This window comes from Mycolicibacterium austroafricanum, assembly GCF_000612725.1.
Classification (GTDB): Bacteria; Actinomycetota; Actinomycetes; order Mycobacteriales; family Mycobacteriaceae; genus Mycobacterium; species Mycobacterium austroafricanum.
In genome coordinates this window covers 75891-95129 of sequence record NZ_HG964458.1, presented here as the reverse complement: position 1 = coordinate 95129, position 19239 = coordinate 75891, and the positions used below count along the sequence as shown (strand labels likewise).

The 19239-nt window shown below is 69.4% G+C and carries 12 protein-coding genes; 4 read left to right on the top strand and 8 right to left on the bottom strand.

The genetic code is table 11. The features are described 5' to 3' along the window. The first annotated feature begins 36 nt into the window (after positions 1–36). Genes BN976_RS27035 through BN976_RS27020 form a run of 4 tightly spaced genes read left to right on the top strand, consistent with a single transcriptional unit; the run spans position 37 to position 3198 of the window. A complete protein-coding gene (locus BN976_RS27035) occupies positions 37–945 on the top strand; it encodes a DUF4331 family protein (protein ID WP_036375970.1) in 909 nt (302 codons plus the stop codon). A 13-nt stretch (positions 946–958) separates the two neighbouring features. After that, positions 959–1339: a hypothetical protein gene (locus BN976_RS27030; RefSeq protein WP_011782754.1), complete on the top strand. Its 381-nt coding sequence runs from the start codon at positions 959–961 to the stop codon at positions 1337–1339. Further along, positions 1326–1769, top strand: a complete 444-nt coding sequence (locus BN976_RS27025; protein ID WP_011782753.1) for an RDD family protein — start codon at positions 1326–1328, stop codon at positions 1767–1769. Before BN976_RS27030 ends, BN976_RS27025 begins: the two co-directional genes overlap by 14 nt. A gap of 25 nt (positions 1770–1794) precedes the next feature. After that, positions 1795–3198, top strand: coding sequence for a serine/threonine-protein kinase (locus tag BN976_RS27020; RefSeq protein ID WP_036375687.1), 1404 nt, complete (start codon positions 1795–1797; stop codon positions 3196–3198). Between the two features lie 3 nt (positions 3199–3201). On the opposite strand, the gene BN976_RS27015 is transcribed toward BN976_RS27020, so the two are convergent. The 8 genes from BN976_RS27015 to BN976_RS26980 all read right to left on the bottom strand — a co-directional run bounded on the left by BN976_RS27015 (position 3202) and on the right by BN976_RS26980 (position 19217). Further along, positions 3202–4332, bottom strand: a complete 1131-nt coding sequence (locus BN976_RS27015) for a transporter substrate-binding domain-containing protein (protein ID WP_011782751.1) — start codon at positions 4330–4332, stop codon at positions 3202–3204. A 56-nt stretch (positions 4333–4388) separates the two neighbouring features. Next, positions 4389–5291, bottom strand: coding sequence for an MBL fold metallo-hydrolase (locus BN976_RS27010; protein WP_036375966.1), 903 nt, complete (start codon positions 5289–5291; stop codon positions 4389–4391). Then, positions 5288–8527, bottom strand: a complete 3240-nt coding sequence (locus BN976_RS27005) for an arabinosyltransferase domain-containing protein (RefSeq protein WP_109489671.1) — start codon at positions 8525–8527, stop codon at positions 5288–5290. Before BN976_RS27005 ends, BN976_RS27010 begins: the two co-directional genes overlap by 4 nt. Next, positions 8524–11724: an arabinosyltransferase domain-containing protein gene (locus tag BN976_RS27000; RefSeq protein WP_158498046.1), complete on the bottom strand. Its 3201-nt coding sequence runs from the start codon at positions 11722–11724 to the stop codon at positions 8524–8526. The genes BN976_RS27005 and BN976_RS27000 overlap by 4 nt, the downstream gene beginning before the upstream one ends. Positions 11725–11840: 116 nt before the next feature. After that, positions 11841–15101: an arabinosyltransferase domain-containing protein gene (locus BN976_RS26995; RefSeq protein WP_036375682.1), complete on the bottom strand. Its 3261-nt coding sequence runs from the start codon at positions 15099–15101 to the stop codon at positions 11841–11843. Between the two features lie 4 nt (positions 15102–15105). Then, positions 15106–16962, bottom strand: coding sequence for a galactan 5-O-arabinofuranosyltransferase (locus BN976_RS26990; protein WP_036375963.1), 1857 nt, complete (start codon positions 16960–16962; stop codon positions 15106–15108). A gap of 80 nt (positions 16963–17042) precedes the next feature. Continuing rightward, positions 17043–17822 carry a decaprenylphospho-beta-D-erythro-pentofuranosid-2-ulose 2-reductase gene (locus BN976_RS26985; protein WP_199559021.1) on the bottom strand — a complete coding sequence of 260 codons (780 nt, stop codon included), beginning with the start codon at positions 17820–17822 and terminating at the stop codon, positions 17043–17045. A 3-nt stretch (positions 17823–17825) separates the two neighbouring features. Continuing rightward, positions 17826–19217 carry a decaprenylphosphoryl-beta-D-ribose oxidase gene (locus BN976_RS26980; RefSeq protein ID WP_036375960.1) on the bottom strand — a complete coding sequence of 464 codons (1392 nt, stop codon included), beginning with the start codon at positions 19215–19217 and terminating at the stop codon, positions 17826–17828. Positions 19218–19239: the final 22 nt, after the last annotated feature.

The following is a 19239-nucleotide window of genomic DNA, read 5'->3' as shown; positions in this document are numbered from 1 at the left end:
TGCGGTTGGATTTCCCGGTGCGGTTGGATGGAGCACGTGTCGACTGATTTCACGGGTTTGAGGAGGGATGCGCCGCTCGGCGATCCCCGGCTGGATTTGTGCGACCTGTACGTGTTCCCTTCGCCGAAGGATCCCGGGCGGACCGCGCTGATCCTGACCGCCAACCCGAACGCCGACGCGTTGCATCCCGACGCCGTCTACCGCATCGCCATCGACAACGACGGCGACCTGCGCAACGACATCGCGTTCAACTTCGTGTTCAGTGACCCATCTGCGGGCCCGTCCGGCCCACGACAGTGGGTGGACGTCTATCTGGCCCTGCAGGCCGAGGCCCGCGTCGACGCCGCGGCCGGGTCGCGGATCTTCGGTGACCGCGAGGTGTCGTTCGACGGGGGACCGCACATCTGGCAGTCGGGTTCGTTCACGTTCTTCGCCGGCGCGCGCAGCGATGCGTCGTTCGCCGACTCCAGGGTCATCGCGATGGCGGTGGAACTGCCGACGGCATACCTGGGCGCGGCTCCCGACGTGCGGATCTGGGCGCGGTGCAGTCTGCTCCGGGACGGCACCTGGGTGCATGCCGACCGGGTCGGCCATCCGTGGGTCAGCGGCTTTTTCGCCAGTGACGACGATCTTGCGGAGTACAGCGCGGGTGAGCCGAACCGCGACCGGGCCCGCTGGATGGGGCACCTCATCGACCTGCTGGCCGACACGGGGGACTACACCCGGGAAGAGGCGATCGAGGCGATCGAGGCGGAGGGCACGCTGCCCGATGTCCTGACGTACAACCCGTCCGCCCCGGTGAGGTATCCGAACGGGCGCACGCTCACCGACGATGTCGCCGACTACCGGTCGAAGTTCCTCACCAACGGGCAGCAGGGGTTGTCCGGCCTGAACACGCCCGACGACCTGCTCCCCGAATTCCCGTACCTTGGCACACCCCGCTGAGCCTGCGCCGTCCGTGCTGGTGGATGTCTACCAGCGTTGCGAAAGGCTACCGCTGGTCGGCGGGTTGTTCACGCGCGGCAGACTCGAAGCCAAGGCCGTACTGTCGCTGATCGTGGCCGCAGTCATCGACGAACTCGATCTCACCGAGATCGTGCGTGAGCGACTGACCGCCGAGGCCATCGAGGCGGTCCTCGCGCGGATCGACCTCGTCACGCTGGCCAACGGGGTGATCGACGGGGTCGACCTGCCGAGGATCATCCGGGAATCGACGACGAGCGTGACCGCGGACGTGATGACGGATGTGCGGTCGCAGGGCGAACGCGCCGACGACGCCGTGTCCGGCTTCGTCGACCGGATGATGGGTCGCAGGCGGGGATTCCGTGAGCGTCCCTGACGCGGCCGACACGCATCGCACCGCTGGAGTGGTCAGCCGCGGCACGGCGGCCGTGCTCGATCTGATCGTGGTCGGGGTGCTGCTGGGGTTGCTCTATGCCGGGCTGGTGTTGAGCAGGCTGGCGCTGAATCCCGGCTCGTTCCGTTTTCCGGCGCTCGACGCGGTGTTCTCCGGGATGGTCGGATTCGTCGCCGCGGTGGTCTACCTGAGCCTGTGCTGGTCGGTGTCGGGGTGCACCGCCGGGGCGGTGGCGATGGGGCTGAAGGTGGTGGGGCGGCGCACCACCCGGTTGAAACCCGTGACGGCGCTGCTGCGCGCCATCGCCTGCGTCGTCTTCCCGCTCGGGTTGGCGTGGGTCGCTGTCGACGCGCAGCGAAGGTCCTTGCAGGACATCGTGTTCGGCAGCCGGGTGGTGTACGTCCGCCCATGACCGCAATCACGGGGAGGTTGAGCGCATGCCGCTGAGCGACGGCGAGGTCATCGCGGGCTACACCATCGTGCGGATGTTGGGTTCGGGGGGCATGGGCGAGGTCTACCTGGCCAAGCACCCCCGGCTACCGCGCTACGACGCACTCAAGGTGCTCTCGACGACGGTGTGCGCCGACAGCGAGTACCGGGAGCGGTTTCACCGGGAGGCCGACATCGCCGCCACACTGTGGCACCCGCACATCGTTGCCGTCCACGACCGCGGCGAGTACGAGGGTCGGCTCTGGATATCGATGGATCACGTCGAGGGAACGGATGCCGCCCGGCTGCTGGCCGAGAGGTACCCCCACGGCATGCCGCCGGCGCTGGTGATCCGGATCGTCACCGCCGTCGGGGAGGCCCTCGACTATGCGCATCAGCGCGGCCTGCTGCACCGCGACGTCAAACCGGCGAACATCCTGATCGCCGATCCCGAGACCGAGAATGAACGGATCATGCTCGCGGACTTCGGGATTGCGCGCAGGGTCGGTGAGGTCAGCACGTTGACCGGCACCAGCATGACGGTCGGGACGGTGGCCTACTCGGCCCCCGAGCAGCTGACCGCCGACGAACACATCGACGGCCGGGCCGACCAGTACGCGCTGGCGGCGACGGCGTTTCAGCTGCTGACCGGGTCCCCGCCGTTCCAGCATTCCAACCCCGCGATCGTCATCAGCCAGCACCTGACCGCCCAGCCACCGTCCATTTCGGTGCACCGCCCCGAATTGTCCTCGCTGGGAATGGCTTTCGAGAAGGCGCTGGCCAAGTCGCCCGCCGACCGATTCGACCGGTGTGTCGATTTCGCGCGAGCGCTGGCCAATCGGAGTGGCACAGAGCTTCCCGGCTCGGCGTTCGACCCGGACGCGACGAGGCACGCCGCCGCACCGACCGGGCCGCGGCACGCCAAAACCGCTGCGGCGCCTAGATCGCGGCGACGCGTCGTGCTGGCGGGGGCCGGGCTGGTGCTGGCGCTGATCGCGGTCGCCGCGGCGGTGTTCCTGGCGCGTTTCGAGCGGGACGTGGGCCGCGGTGAGGCGCGGGCGACCGCTTCGACCACCGCGAGCACCGCGCCCACCGGGTCCGGCAGCGTCACGTTGCCGGTGGTCGTGGTCGGCGCTGACTGCGCCACCCTCGGCGCCGCAGGCGTCACCGAGGCTGGTGACCCGGCCTACTGCGCGCGGCTGGCATCGTCCGGGGCGCCGTTGTGGTCGCTGTATCCCGGTGAGATCCCGCACCCCACAGGAACTTCCGCGCCCGAAGGTGAATCCCAGGGCCCGGACACGCCGGTGCTGGTGTGTATGCAGCAGACCGGACAGAGTCAGGTCGACTGCCACGACGACATCCTGCAGGAGAACACCGACCCGGGCGCCAACGACACCCAGACGCCGGGCTGACGGTCAGTCGATGTCCCCGGCGGTGGCGGCGATGTCGTCGCCGAACCACTTCTCCTTGATCAGGTTGTAGGTGCCGTCCTCGCGCATCCGGAACAGCGCCTGGTTGATCGGCTTACGCAACGGGCTGCCGATGTTGAACACGAAACCCTGGTTCTCCTCCTGGAACACGGGTCCGGCCATGACGGCGACGCCTTCGCCCCGGTGCGCCACGTAGTACCGCAGCACGGGGGAGTCGAAAACCACTGCGTCGTAATTTTCCTCGCGCAGCAGGTGGTAGGACTCTTCGATCGTGTCGGTCTCCGTCGCGGCAATGCCCATCCCGCGCAGGAATTCGGCGGCCGTGGTGTCGGCGACGGTGGCGACCGACTTCTCGTAGAGGTCGGCCGGCCCGGTGATCTTCGCGTCGAGCTTTGCGACGGTGAGCGTGGCGCTGAGGTTGGCGGAGTAGAACGAGATGAACACGATGCCTGCAAAACCCCACAGGATCGCCAGGGACTGGGTGATGGTCTTCGTTGCGGCGGTGCTGTTCTTCCCGACGAGGGATCCGATGCCCCAACTGAAGGACTGGAAGATCCCGGGGAAATACGACCGGGACACGACGGGGTCCTCGTCGCGACGTTCGATCAGCCAGAACACGTGTGCCGGAATGACGCTGACCACGATCGCAGCGCTGAGCCAGATGAGCATGGTGCGGGAGAACAGCAGGTCCAGATAGCCGCCCAGCCCTGGCACCGCGGGCCGTGTGTCGTGCACCGGCACGATGATCTGCAGCCCGCCCTCGAGGGTGGGTTGGGAGAAGTCGAAGTGCTGCTCACGATCGGCGGTGAACGAGATCGCGCCCACCGCGACGTCGGCCCGGTTCTCGGCCACCGCCGCGAGTTGACCTGCCACGTTGTCGGTCCGGACGAACTCGGTGTCCCAGCCCAGTCGCTTTGCGATCTCGTTCCACAGCTCGACGGTGAAACCGGTCAGCTCGCCATTGGTGGTCTCCATGACGAACGGTTCGAGTGGATGGATGGCGACGGCCACCGATTCCGGGCCCGGGTCGGCGTCGGGTTGAGCGGCGGCCGGAGGGGCCAGCAACAACGCTCCGATCAAGACAGTCAGCGCCAGGACGTATCGGTGGACGCCCACGAAGTCCACTCCTCCTTCTTCGGGTGATCTTTTCGCACCCTACCGATTGCGGAGTGTCAGATCTCGGGGAAGCCGAGCCACTGGTCGACCAGGAACGTGTTACCGCGCGCGACGACGGTGGCGCCGCCGCGGCCGGGATAGTGCGCCGGGATCACCGCGGCACGCCGGCGCGAGGCCTCGGTGAAGATCCGGTGGCGAGAACGTGCGGCGGCCACGGGGTCCACATCGAACGCGCACGGATCGTCGGGCCGCGGGATCTGTATCGGACTGTGGGTGAGATCACCGACGAACACCGCGGGCACTCCGGCGTCGAGCCAGACCACCGTCGACCCCGGGGTGTGGCCGGGGGCGGGCCGCAGCCACAGCGAGTCGCTGACCCGGTGATCACCGGAGAACAGCTCCATCTGCGGCTCGACGGGTGAAACGCTGTCGGCGAACACGATTCGCATACCGTCGGCGACGTCGGGATTGTCGGGCGAGAAGTGCCGGTAGTCGAGCTCGGGCATCAGATAACGCGCATTCGGGAATGTCGGCGTCCAGGCTCCGCCCCCGGTGCCTGCGCCGCTCGCGGCGGAAAGCCGGGTGTTCCATCCGACGTGGTCGGTGTGCAGATGGGTGTTGACCACGACGTCGACGTCCTCGGGACTGACCCCGGCGTCGGTGAGGGCCTTCAGGTATGGGGTGTCCAGCTGGTGCAGGGGAGGCATGTGCGGGCGGTTCCGATGGTTGCCCACGCCGGTGTCCACCAGCACGGTCAGCCCGTCAACCCGGATCACCCATGTCTGAATGGCGATCTTCCATTCGTCGGCGCCGCGATCCCAGAACAGCGGTTCCAGCAGGTCAGCGTTGGCCGGCCACGCGGCGGCGGGCGTCTGCCCGAACAACGAGGTCCGCATCTGGGCCCGCACCTCCACCACACGCGACAACGTGGCGCGGCCCAGACGGACCTGACCCGTCACGGCTGGAAGCGCATCGGGCCGGGCGACCACAGCCCCGAATGCGTGGTGTCGCCGAGGTCGATCTCGGCCGGTTGCGCGTCGACGATGGTGTCGAAGCGGCGCAGCGAGCCCCAGTCCTGACCCCAGTCGTTGGACAGGTAGGTCGACATCACCGAGGCTCGCAACAGCAGGTCGGTGATGCCCAGCAGGCCGCCGTTGATGCCGTCCTGCCAGGTGTCGGTGCTCTGCAGCTTGGCGAAATAGTCCGGCGAGATGCGGAATTTCGGGATGTCGGTGACGCCGTTGGCGTGCAGCATGGGCTGCTGGCAGGGGAACGCCAGCCCGACCGCCCAGTCCATCAGCACCGGCTGCTCGGAACCGATGTACTCCTGCACCGATTTCACCTCGGGGACGCGCGGGGGCGTCACGGCGACCCAGTCGCCCCGGCCCAGCGACAGGTCCTCGGCGACCACCCGGACCGCGACCGCGTCGGCCGGGATCTGGGCGCGCGGATAGCGCAGGTTGCGCCAGGACGGCGTGGGGCCGATGTCGAACGGGCTGACCCGGCCCGCCGCGACGGGCGCGCCGTCCGGTCCGCGGGTGGCGTACTCGAGCTCGACGGTCTGGCCGGACGTGTCCGCCTCCGCGACGCTGGTGCCCGAGATCGTCCCCGCCGCGGTGATCACCACGAGGGGGTGCGCGGCGTCGGCGGGCGGCAGCTCGTACCAGGCCGAGGCGAGCCGGCTCTCCTGTTGCGGCCCGGTCGAGTACGTACCGGCGACCGGGACGCGGGCCGGGTCGAGGCCGTACGGCAGGGGCACCGTGGAGCCGTTGACGCCGGGGCGAGACAACTTGATCGGCCGGTTCCAGTCGTAGTCGGTACCGGGCTGTGGGTTGTTCAACCGGATCGCCTCGGCGATGATCCGGTCGGGAACTCCGTTGGGGGAGAAGCCCGCCGGGTCGGTGCCGCCGAGCGGGCCCAGCGGGCCGTACCGACCCGGGATCGGTTGCAGGAAGCCGGCGTTGGAGTCGGGTTCGACGAGCACGTCGTCGGCCAGCCCGCAGCCGCCGGCGAACGCGCGGATGTTGGCCCAGCCGTTGGAGTAGGTGGGGTACTGGCGCACCACGCCGATCGCCATCGACGCCACCATGAACAGCACCATGAATCCGGCGGCGACCGGGATCGGGGCGGCGGTGAGCGCATCGACCACGCGGGAGTCCTGCTTGTTGCGCAGGTGCAGCCAGAACGCCCACAGTGCGGCGACCCCGAACAGCGTGAAGAACACCGCGCTGGCGGTCACCCCGCCCAGTTGCGGCACCGAGTTGTTGTACGGGGCACCGAAGTTGGAGACGTACCACCAGCCGTTCGTCGAGGCGAAGCACAGCGCCAGGATGAACAGCACACCGGCCAGGAAGGCCATCCGGTTGCGTGCCGAGCGCAGCACCACCGGTGACACCAGCACCGTCGCCAGCGCCGCCATCGCGCCGCCCACCGCGGCGAACAGCCCGAAGTGGTGGATCCACTTGGTGGGGGTGAACATCAGGAAGAAGATGGTCGCGAAGATGACGCCCATCAACCGCCAGGCCGGGCCGCGGGCGACACCGGGAACGCGCTTGCGCCGCAACATGATGAACAGCGACGAGAACAGGCACAGCGCGGTGAACAGGAACGCCACCCGCCGGGCGATCGCACCGTCGGTGGTGGGCAGGACCAGGTAGTAGTACCGCAGGTTCTCGGTCCACCACTCCTGGCTGGGGCCGATCGCGGTGCGGATCTTGGTGGCTTCCAGAACCGTCGCCAACGTCTGGTCGGCGAACACCACCGCGAGCACGACGGTGCCCGCGGCCAGCAGCGGCGCGAGCAGCGGCCACAGCCCGACCAGTTGGCGTCGCCGCATCAGGATCCGCAGGATCGGACGGCCGCCGGCGACGAGCGCGGCCACCGCGATCAGCCCGGTCGGCTGGATGCCGAGGGTGAACGCCGCCGTCGTGATGGCCAGCGCCGCGGGGGTGAGCCGGCCCGATGTCACCGCACGCTCGATCAGCACATAGGTGATCAGCGCACCGGTGGCGATCTGGCCTTCGGGGCGCAGGCCGTTGTTGAACGGCATCCACGCCGCCAGCAGCACCAGCCCCGCGGCCCACAGCGCGGCGCGGCTCCCCGACACCGCCGGACCGAGCCGGGGCAGTACCTCGCGGGACAGCAGCAGCCAGCAGACCAGGGCGCAGACAAGGTCGGGGAGCCGCATCCAGATGCTTGCGGTGCTGACCTGCGTCATCAGCGCCAGCAGGTTGTAGTACCAGCCGAAGGGGTCCTCGGGGCTGCCGAACCAGCGGAAGTAGTTCGACATGTAGCCGGCGTGGTCGGCGACCCGCGCCATCTGCAGGATGTAGCCGTCGTCCGAGGAGTTCGCCCCGATGACGTACCAGAGTGCGAACCCGCCGACGACGACACCGTCGACTGCGGTCAGGGTGCGCCAGCGGGTCGGGATGACCCGGTGCATGCGCCGGCCGTCGAGCCGGTCCAGCCGCCACAGTGCCAGCAGTGCGATGACGGTGCTGACGATCGCGAGCAGGATCGCGGCGAGCTTGAGCGCCGTCGGATGGGTGGTGTAGCGGGTGTCGATCGTGGCCGAGAACGACAGGCCCGGCGGGGCGGGCCCGGTCAGGTCGGTGAACACACCCACGATGGCGGGCCGCAGGTTGGGATCGGGGTAGCCGGTGCGCTGCGGTTGTCCGGCGTTGTCGCCGGAAACCTGTGTCAGTCCGACGAATTCGGCGAACGTTCCGTCCAGGTTCGAGGTGATGTCGATGCGCTCACAGCCGGGCCCGGCGACCCGGTCCCGATCGACGCTGGCCACCACGACATTGCGCACGATCACGTCGACCCGGTCGTCGGAGACCGTGACCAGCATCGCGTTCAACGCGGCGTCCCGGCCCTCGGCCGGTGCGGTGCCGAGCAGCAGGCCGCCGTCGGCCGGCATCGACCGGACGACCTCGCACGGCACGGTCGCGGTCAGGCTCACCGGCGCCTGGGAGATCAACGGGGCAGTGACGTTGTCGAGGCGGTTCTGCTGCGGCCAGTTCAGCGTCGCCGTGGTCTGGGTGACCGGCAGCAGCGGGATCGAGACCGCCAGCACGAAGCCGAGCAGGCCGGCGATCGTGGCGACCCAGCGCGCGATCTTCACGTCTCTTGCGTCGATGTTCACGGCTCCTGCCGATGTACCGCTCACGGCTTCGCCCGATGTGCCGCTCACGGCAGTGCCCTGATCGGTCCGCCACGGCTCCAGCCGAACACTCGCGTCGACCCTTCCTCGATCAAGGCGTCGGGCGCCTCGTCTTTCGGCACCACCCGTAGGTACCGCTCCAGCGAACCCCAGTCGCGGTACCAGTCACCGCTGAGATACGTCGGGATCGACTCGGTGCGCAGCAACGCCTGGATGAACAGGAACGGCCCGCCGTCCTGGGCGGCCTGCCACTGGTTCGACGACACGACGATCTGCTTGAAGTTCGGCATGATCCGGTACTCGGGCAGTTCGGCGATCCCGAGGTGCTCGGTGAACGGCCGCTGGCACGGGAAGTTGGCCGCGGTGGCGATGTCCATCAGCACCGGGGTCTGCCTGCCGAGGAAGTCCTGTGCGGTCTGCAGCACCGGCACCCGCGGCGGTGTGAACGCGAACCACTGGTCCTCGGACAGGTTCGGGTCGTCGGCCACGATGCGGGCCACATTGGCCTCCGGCGGCGCCCACTCCAGCGGGAACCGCAGGTTGCGCCACGCCTTCTGGACGAAGATGTCGATCGGCTGCACCTCGCCGAGTTCCTGGTAGGAACCGTCGGGCCGGTGCACACCCCACTGCAGTTTGAGGGACTGGCCGTAGTTGAAGGAGCCGTCCTCGTTGTAGTACCAGATCGCGCCCGCCGCGGCGACGCTCACCAGCGGCCGGTCCGGGGTGCGGGGCGGTAGCTGATACCAGGCCGAGGTGGCCTTCGCGGCGAGGGTGTTCTCGTCGAAACTGCCCATCACCGGCGTGGTGGCCGGGTCGAGCCCGAACGGCAGGAACACTCGGGACCCGTTGACGCCTTCGGGTCCGTAGCCGCCGCCGGTGCCCGCCGCGTAACCGACGCCGATGTTCGGCTTGTCGACGGGGCCGTCGGAGTTGACGGTGCCCGGGTTGGCCGCCACCGGCTCGGCCGGCTCAAGGGTGTCGCTGACGCCGTTGGGGGTGAAGCCCACGGGGTCTTCGCCGCCGAGGGGCCCGTACTCGCCGAAGCGCTGGCCTGGCACCGGGGTCAGCATGCCCGCGTTGGTGTCGGCCTCGACGAGCACCGCGTCGGCCATCGAACAGGAGGCGTCCGACAGACCTGAGCGCAACGCGGAGATGTTCGCCGCGCCGGTGGTGTAGACGGGATAGCGGCCCGCGGTGGCCTTGAGCATCGACCCGAGTTCGAGCACCACCATGATCACGGCGACCACGAGCAGCGGGGTGGACGCCAGCGCCCGGTTGCGCCCGGTGTCGGCGACCTCGGTGTGCCCGGCGTAGTCCATCCGGAAGTGCAGCCAGCCGGCGAGCAGGCCGCACGCGATGGCGAGCACCAGGAAGATCGTGGTCACCGGGTAGCCCACGATGACGGGCTGCTTGTCGAACCACGGCACGCCGTAGTTGCCGACGTAGAACCAGCCGTTGATGCCCGAGGTAGCCCACGCCAGCACGAACAGCAGCGCGGTCACATACAGCGCCAGGTTGCGGCGGCTGTGCAGCCCGACCCGGGCGAACGCGAACGCGGTGATCGCGCCGAGAGCACCCGCGAGGCCGGCGAACACGCCGAACTGCACCGCCCACTTGGTCGGGGTCAGTGTCAGCAGCAGCAGCCCGATCGCGGTCGTGCCCGCCAGCCGCCACACGGGTCCGTTGACGGCGCCGGGCAGGCTGCCGCGGCGCAGCAGCACCATCAGCACGCCGAACAGGCACAGCAGCAGGATCAGCACCGAGAAACGCCGGGTCAGCGACCCGTCGACGCTCTCCTCGACGGTCAGGAAGTAGTACCGCAGGAACTCCTGATACCAGGGGATCGTCGGGCCGACGACGTATTTGATGCGGACCGACTCGGCGACGGTGGCCAGGGTCTGGTCGCGGAAGACGACGACGAACAGCAGCGACGCGGCCGCGGCGAGCGGGGCCAGCTGGGCCGCCAGGCCGTCGACGGGACGCCGCGCGGCGACGATCCGCGTCACCCCGCGGGCACCGACGAGCAGCGGTGCGAGCGCGACCAGGCCCTGCGGGGCCAGCGTCACCGAGAAGACCGCGACCACGATCGCCACGGCGTACGGCCACAGCCTGCGCGTCGCCAGCGCCCGCTCGGTCAAGATCCACGCCGCCACCACACCGAAGGCGATCAGGGGTTCGGGGCGCAGCCCGTTGTTGAACGGCAGCCACGCGGCCAGGAACACCGCCCCGCCGGTCAGCACCGCGACCCGGTTGTCCGCCACCCGCCTGCCCAGCCTCGGCAGCACGCAGCGGCTGACGATCAGCCAGGTCCCGATCGCGGCGGCAGTGGCGGGCAGGCGCAGCCACACACTCGCCGTGCTGATCGACGCCAGCTGGGCCAGCACACTCTGGTACCAGTCGAACGGGGCTTCCGACGCGCCGAAGTAGCGGTAGTAGTTGGTGATGTAGCCGGCTTCCCCGGACACCCGCGCGATGGTGGTGTTGTAGCCGTCGTCGGACGAAAGCGCCCCGACCAGGTGCCAGATCAGCAGGCTGCCGACGACGGCGGCGTCGGTCAACCAGGTCCACAGCCCGGTGCGGCGGCGGCGCCGCAGCTCCCGGGGCATCCGGCGACCCGAGGCCCGGTCCAGCACCGCGAGCGCGACGATCGCCGCGATCACGCACAGCACGCCCAGCACCATCACGGCGAGCTTGACCGTCGTCGGCGTCGTGATGAACCGGGTGTCGACGTCGATGCGGGCGCGCAGGCCGGAATCGGGGCCCGCTTCCAGGTCGGTGAAAACGCCCGCGACCTGCGGACGCTTCTCTGGCTCGAGGGTGCCCGCCGCGCCGGGGATACCGACGAAGTCCGCGCCGACCGCGCCGACACCGGCCCAGATACGCAGCTCGCTGCACGCGCCGGAGTCGACGGCCTCGCGCGGCGCGACCGCGGCGACGGTGTCGCGGAATGCGACGTAGACGACGTCGGCGTTGGCGCGCACGAACAGTCCGTTGCGGCCCGCGTCGATACCGTCGGCCGGGATCGTGGAGAACACCACCCCGTCGTCGCCGGGCAGTGTCGCCACCGCCGGGCACGGGATGGTGACGTCCAGCGCGTGCGGCGCACCCGACACGAGTGGGGCGGTGATGTCGCTGACGAAGCCTTCGGCGTTCACCGATTGCGGCCAGGTGATGGTGGCCGTGGACTGCTTCACCGGAAGCAGGGGCGCCAGCCCGCACAGGAGCATTCCGAGAAGCCCCGCGATGACGGCGACGAGGCGGGCGGACGGGGCAGGCACGAGGCTCGATGGTAGGCGACGTTCCTAGGACGGGAACTTCGGCGTGCCGCGGTGCGACCGAGCTGTTAGCTCAGCCGCAGTGGTGCCGGGCTCCACAACCCGCTGCGCTCCGCCGTGCCGAGATCCAGACGCGCCGGTTCGGCGTTCGGGTAGAACGGCAGCAGCCGCTGCAGCGCGCCCCAGTCGCGGTACCAGGCGTCCTTCAGATACGTCGGCACGGTGACGGGGCGCAGCAGCAGTTCGGTGATGCCGAGCGGACCGCCGCCGAGGTAGTCCATCACCGGGGAGTTGGCCTCGGCGCCGAACCGGTCGGGCAGGATCCGCCACTTCGGCACCTCGATGACGCCGTTGCGGTGGCCGAACGGGCGCTGGCACGGGAAGGCCAGACCGACCAGCCAGTCGAGCAGCACCGGGTCGCTGGACCCGACGACGTCCTGCAGCGTGCGCAGCTCGGGGATGCGGGGCGGCGTGACCGCGATCCAGTGCTCGGGGCTCAGATCGTCGTCGCTGGCGACCAACCGGATCTGGGTGGCCTCGGCAGGGATCGCCGACAGCGGGGTGCGCAGGTTGCGCCAGGCCGGGGCGGCGCCGACGTCGTCGAACCCGGTGCTGCCCGCCGGTTCACCGTCCGGGCCCGCCCACTGCACGAGGACCTCGCCCTGATCGAACCGGCCGGCGGCGGCGACGACGAGCAACGAATCGGAACGGTTCCTGTCGTTCCAGCCCGCGGGCAGCTGGTACCAGGCCGAACGCAGGAACGCAGGCTGCTGGGTTCCGCCGCGCCAGCTGCCGAGCACCGGGGTGCCTGCCGGGTCCAGACCGAACGGCAGCCGGGCGCGCGAGCCGTTGACACCGGCGGCGACGGTGGTGCCGCCCTCCGTCCCGGCTTCGCTGCCGGTGTCGCCGTTGTTGTCGGTGTCGGCGAAATTGTCCGAGCCGGGTTGCTCCATGACCGGGTCCGCCGACAGATCCGAAGGGATCCCGTTGGGGTTGAAGCCTTCTGAGGTCACCTCGCCGAGTGCGTCGCCGACCGGGACCCCGATCGGGGCGAGCATGCCCGCGTTGGTGTCCTGTTCGACCATGACGTCCTCGGCCAGGCCGCACGTCTTGCCGGTCAGGGCCTGCAGGTTGGACCGGCCCACGGTCCAGGCCGGGTACTGGCCGAGCATTGCGGTGGTCAGCGAGACCACCTCGAACACGACCAGCGCCCACGTGGCAATCGCCAACGGCGCCTGAAGGATTCGCTTCCATCGCGGCGGGGTGCCGTCGGGCGGTGGCACGTCACGTCCGGAGAAGTGGAGCCACGCTGCGATCAGCAGGGCCACCACGGACAGCCCGAGCAGCATGGTGGTGAATCCGAACTTCCACTCCGGGAACGAATTCGACCATGGCACGCCGAAGTTGGACACGTACCACCACCCGTTCACGGTGGCGAACGACAACGCCGTCAGGAACAGCACGGCGGCGGTGAAGATGGCGCGGTTGCGTGGTGAGCGCATCGCCGCGGCGGAGACGGCGACGGCGGCCAGCGCTCCGAGGGAACCGGCCAGGCCGGCGAACACCCCGAAGTGGTGGGTCCACTTGGTGGGAGTGAACATCATGGCCAGGAACGAGATGACGGTGATGCCGATGATGCGGCGGCTGGGCCCGGCGGCGGTGCCCGGAATCCGCCCTTTGCGCAGTGTCATCGCGATGGCGACGACGAGCGCGAGCAGCAGCGTGAGGACCGCGAACCGGCGGGCGACCGAGCCGTCGGGGCTGGTGGTGAACAGCCGTGAGTAGCGGATGTGTTCGTCGAACCAGGCCAGGCTGGGGCCGACCGCCGATTTGAAGCTGCTGGCCTGCAGCTCGGCGGCCAGGGTCTGGTCCCGGAAGATCAGGAAGATGGTGACCGTGCCCGCCGCGGCGATCGGGGCCAGCAGCGCCCAATAGCCGAACCGTGAGACATGGGCGGCCACAATGGTTTTCAGCGGGCCGACGGCGACCAGTAGGGCGCCGACGGCGGCGATGCCGGTCGGGCCGGAGAACAGGGTGAGCGCACCGATGATGATCGCGACGGCCACGGGCATCAGCCTGCTGGTCGCGACGCCGCGCTCCACCGAGCACCAGGTCAGCAGGATGCCCAGCGCGATGATCGGTTCGGGCCGCAGGCCGTTGTTCAGCGGCAGCCAGAAGGCCAGGAACAGGCCGGCGGCCGTCCAGGCGGCGGCCCTGCTGTGTTTGACCGCCGAGCCGAGGCGGGGGATGACCTCCCGGCTGATCACCCACCAGCAGGCCAGCCCCATCAGCAGGGTCGGCAGCCGCATCCACACGCTGGCGGTGCTGACCTGGGCCCACACGGCGAGCAGGTCGTAGTACCAGCCGAACGGGGCCTCGGGGGTGCCGAACCAGCGGTAGTAGTTGGCCATGTAGCCGGCGTTCTCGGAGACGCGGGCCATGGTCAGGATGTAGCCGTCGTCGGCGGTGTTCGCGCCGACGAAGTGCCACCAGACCAGGACGGCGGCCACCAGGCCGTCCAGCGCCGACACCGACCACCAGCGGTTGGGCAGGAAACGCTTGTGCCGTCGGCCGTCGGCGCGGTCCAGCACGTGCAGCGCGCACAGGGACACGAGCGTCATCGCGATGCCGACGATCATCGCGAGCAGCTTCGCCCATGTCGGGGACGTGCTGTAGCGGGTGTCGATGGTCGCCGAGAACTCCAGGCCGGGCGGGGCGGGGCCGGACAGGTCGGTGAAGACGCCGACGATCTGCGGGCGGAAGTCGTAGCCGCCGCGCTCACCGCGCAACGGCTCGGTCGGTTCGGTCGCGTCCGCCGGGCCGCCGTCGTCAGGCTGGGCCTGCAGGCCGACGAACTCGCCGGTCACCTTGTCGGCGTGCGCGGTGAACCGCAGCCGCTCGCACGCCGGGCTGAGCACCTGGTCGAGCGGGGCACTGACCACCGGGGTGTTGCGGACGATGACGAGCAGGTCGTTGTTGACGCGCTCGATGAGCAGGCCGCGGTCCACGGCGTTGGGCGCCTGCTTGGGGACCGTCGAAAGCAGCACTGTGCGGCCGGGCCGGTCCAGCCCCGCCGCGGCGCTGCACGGCACGGTGATTTCCAGATCCGTCGCGACGTAGCCGATGAGCGGGGCGTCGACGCTGCGCAGCACGCCGTTCTGCGGCCAGTTCAGTTGTGCGGTGGTCTGGTTGACGGGCAACAGCGGGGTGGCGACGGCCAGCATCGTGCCCAACAGCCCCGCGACGATCGCGATGAGCCGCGAGGTGCGGTGATTGCTGCCGTTCGGCGGCGGCGTCGGCTCCGCGGACCGAACTGGCTGTGGCACCACGGGGCTAGATGGTAGATGGCTTGCGGATGGCCAGCACGAACGGCCCGATGGTGGACACGTCGAAGCGCGGGTCGTCGAACAGCGCGTCGTCGAGGGCGACGTGGTACCGCCGCACGTTCGGCTGGTTCGGATAGACGTCCTCGGCCAGGCGCAGCGTGTAGGTGTCGTTGGCGCCGCGGCGCATCAGGAACACCGACGGCGGCTCCCATGGCATCGCGTCGAGCGCCTCGATGAACTGGTCGGCGTCGGTCAGCATCGACCAGCCCTCGATGGCGCCGGCCCGCTGGTCGAACTGTGCGAGCGGATTGGCGTAGTGCGAGGTGAGTCCCTGGAACCCGTAGTACGGGTAGTAGGACAGGAAGCTGTAGTCGGCGGTGAGCACGACGGTCTCGTTGCGGGGCCGGCCGGTCACCTCCCGGATGCGGGCGTCGACCTCCCGGTAGTACTGCTCGGCGCCGGGCGGTCGCCGGTCGGCGCGCTGGCCGTAGCCGTCGGTGTCGGTGTAGGCGACGACGATGTCGGAGCGCAGCACATCCGGGATGTCCTGGCTGAAGGTGACGGCGCCCAGCACGCCGACGGCGGTGGCCACGGCGACGACCTTGGGCGCGTTGGCCGGCCGGACCCGGGCCGCGGCCGCGCGGGTCACCTCGATGAACCCGAAGGCGCCCGCGGCGGCCAGCAGGATGGTCAGGGTCGGCTGTAGCCGGAACGACAGCAGCGTGGTGCCCACCAGGGTGGTCACCATGGACAGCAGCGACCACGCGTAGACGGCCAGCACGGCGACGGCCAGCGCGCCTGCCCGCGTGGAGCTGCGCGCGTAGATCACCAGCCAGGCGGTGCCGAGCAGACACAGCGCGCCCAGCAGCGTGAACTGCAGCATCGGGAAGGACAGCTCGGCGCCGTCTCTGGGCAGGTAGTGCTGTGCGGTGCCGGTCTCGGCGGGAGTGCCGCGGGCCGCGGCCAGAAGGTAGGGGCCCCAGCCGATCAGCGCGATCAGGCCGGAGATCACCGCGATGGTGAGCAGGCGCAGCAGCGGGTCCCAGTGCCTGCGTGCGGCGGCCAGTAGCACCGCCATCACGGTCAGCGTGAACGCGGCATACGCCAGCAGCAGCGTGTAGAACAGCCCGGTCACGCCCAGGAAGATCCCGGTGCCGACGATCGCCGCCCAACCGCCGCTGCGTCGAATGCCCGGCTCGCCGGGGCGCGTCCTGCCCTTCAGGCCGGACCAGGCCAGCACGAATACCGGCGGCAGCAGCACGGCGATGATCGCGGCGTACGGTTCGGCGGGGGAGTAGGCCAGTGTCGCCGCCGCGGTGGCGGTGGACACCACCAACGCGTACTCGAAGCGGATCATGGCGGCCCACAGCGCGTACGCCAGCACGATGGCGACCGCGATCGAGACGACCGACCAGGGCTTGAACATCTCCCAGGCGGGTGTGCCGGTCAGCGCCGCCAGCCGGCCACCGATCCAGAACCAGCCGGGCGGATAGAACGGCGGCAACCCGATGTAGGTCATGTCGTGCAGGCCGGGCTGGTCGGCGAAGCGCGTCATGTACTCGGTGCGGAACTGCTGGTCCACCGAGATGCCGAACAGATAGAGCTTGGTGGCGCCCAACGGCATCGCGAGCGTGACGACGGCGAACGCGGACAGGAACACCGGCGCACCGAGGCGGGCCAGGACGGTGCGGCCCCTGCGCCAGGCCAGGCCGCTGGCGAGCAGCCCGATCAGGCAGGCGACCTGCCCGACGGTGGTCAGCGCGTGCAGCTGGTTGGACGAGTTGTAGGCGGGCCACTCGACGCGGGCGATCGCGACCAGGCTGACCGTCGCGACCGCCACGGCCACCACCGTCGCAACGAGCATCTGGCCGGCCACTCTCACCGGCGCGGCCAGGGTGTCACCTGCCCTCAATTCCCGGGTCGCTCCGCTCCTGCCCACCGGACTCAGATAGGCAGCTTGCGGAAGATGGGGCGCGGGATGTGGCGCAGCACCATCATCACGAACCTGAACGCGCCGGGCGCCCAGATCAGGTCCTTGCCCTTGTTCGACGCCGTGACCGCAAGCTCCGCGACGTCTTCCTTGTCGACGGTGAAGGGTGCTTCCTTGGCGCCGGTGGCCTTCCAGTGCTCCATCGTCGTCGTCGTGCGCACCTGGCCTGGCCGGATGACCAGGACCCGAACACCGAACTCGCGCAACGCCTCTCCGAGGCCCAGGTAGAAGCCGTCGAGGCCGGCCTTGGTGGAGCCGTAGACGAAGTTGGAGCGACGGACCCGCTCCCCGGCCGCCGAGCTCATCGCGATGATGCGGCCCGAACCCTGCGCGCGCATCTTCTCGCCCAGCAGCACACCGACGGAAACCGCCGCGGTGTAGTTGATTCCGGCGATCTGCACGGCCTTGCGCTGGTTCTGCCAGAGCTCCTCGGCGTCACCGAGCAGGCCGAACGCGACGACCGCGACGTCGACATCGCCGTCACGCCACGCCGTGTCGATCACCTTGGGGTGGTTGTCGGTGTCGAGTGCGTCGAAGTCGATCCAGTCGACGGCCTTGGCGCCCGCGGCGCGCATCTGTTCGACGGCCGCGTCCTTGCGGGGGTGGTCGGGCAGATCGGCCAGCACGATCCGGGCTCGGGCGTTGCGCAGATAGCGCTCTGCGATCGCCAGGGCGATCTCCGAAGTGCCGCCGAGAAGCAGGATCGTCTGCGGGTTACCCGTCGCGTCGAACACCATCTAGAGAAGCTCCAGTCGTCGGGCCATGTCGGAGGCGAACACCCCGTCGGGATCGACCTTGCGGCGCAAGGCGATCCATTCGTCGATCCGCGGATACATGGCGTGGAAGGTCTCGGCGGTGGTGCGGGAATCCTTGGCGGTGTACAGCCGGCCGCCGAACTCGAGCACCCGCTTGTCGAGACCGTTGAGGAACTCGTTGAGCCCAGGGTTGATCTGGAAGTCCACGCAGACGTTCCAGCCGGGGATCGGGAAGCTCAGCGGCGCGTCGTTACCGGGGCCGAAGAGCTTGAACACGTTGAGGAACGAGTAGTGCCCGGAGCGCTGGATGTCGTACATGATGCGCTTGAACTCGTCGACGGCCTCGGTGGGCACCACGAACTGGTACTGGGCGAAACCCACTGAGCCGTAAGCGCGGTTCCAGTCGCCGACCATGTCGAGCGGGTGGTAGAACTGCGTCAGGTTCTGGGCCTTGCCGCGATAGGTCTTGCCCAGCCGGTACCAGACCTCGGTCATCGGGCCGAAGGTGTACTTGTTGCCCAGCCCGTTCGGGAAGATCTCGGGCGCGGTGAAGTATTGCGGCGCATCGAACTTCAACGGGTTCTTCTGCAGTTTCCTGGGCAGCTGGTCGACCGTGGCCAGCGAGCCGCGGGAGATGACCGCCCGGCCCAGTTTCGGTGGGGCGCTGATCGCGTCGAACCAGGCACTGGAATAGGTGTAGTTGTCCTCGGTGCCGTCGCTGTGGAAGGCGATGGTCTCCTCGAGGCCGCTGGTGACGTCGCCGTCGGCGATGAAGTACGCGGTCTCGGTGGGCGTCATCTCGATGGTGGCCCGCAGGATGATGCCGGTCAGCCCGTTGCCGCCGACGGTGGCCCAGAACAGGTCGGCGTCCGGACCGGACGGGGTCAGGGTGCGGACTTCGCCGTCGGCCGTGAGTAGATCCATCGAGCGCACGTGGTTGCCGAAGCTGCCGGCGCTGTGATGGTTCTTGCCGTGGATGTCGCAGGCGATGGCGCCGCCGACCGTGACCTGACGGGTCCCGGGCAGGACGGGCACCCACAGGCCGAGGGGCAGCGCTGCGCGCATCAGCTGGTCGAGGTTGACGCCGCCGTCAACATCGACGAGGTGGCTGTCGGAATCCATCGAGTGGATCCGGTTCAGCACGCTCATGTCGACGACGAGGCCGCCGCCGTTCTGGGCGTTGTCGCCGTACGAACGGCCCAGTCCCCGCGCAATGACACCTCGACCGTCGCCCTTTCCGCTCTCCGCGGCTCGGGCGACGGCCTTGACGATCACCTCGGGATCGGGGGTGGCCAGCACCTGGGCTACCGACGGGGCGGTGCGGCCCCAGCCGGTCAGCCGCCTGGCGGTGGTGGGAAACTCCGTGCTCAACATCGTCACAGAGGGTACCGCTTGA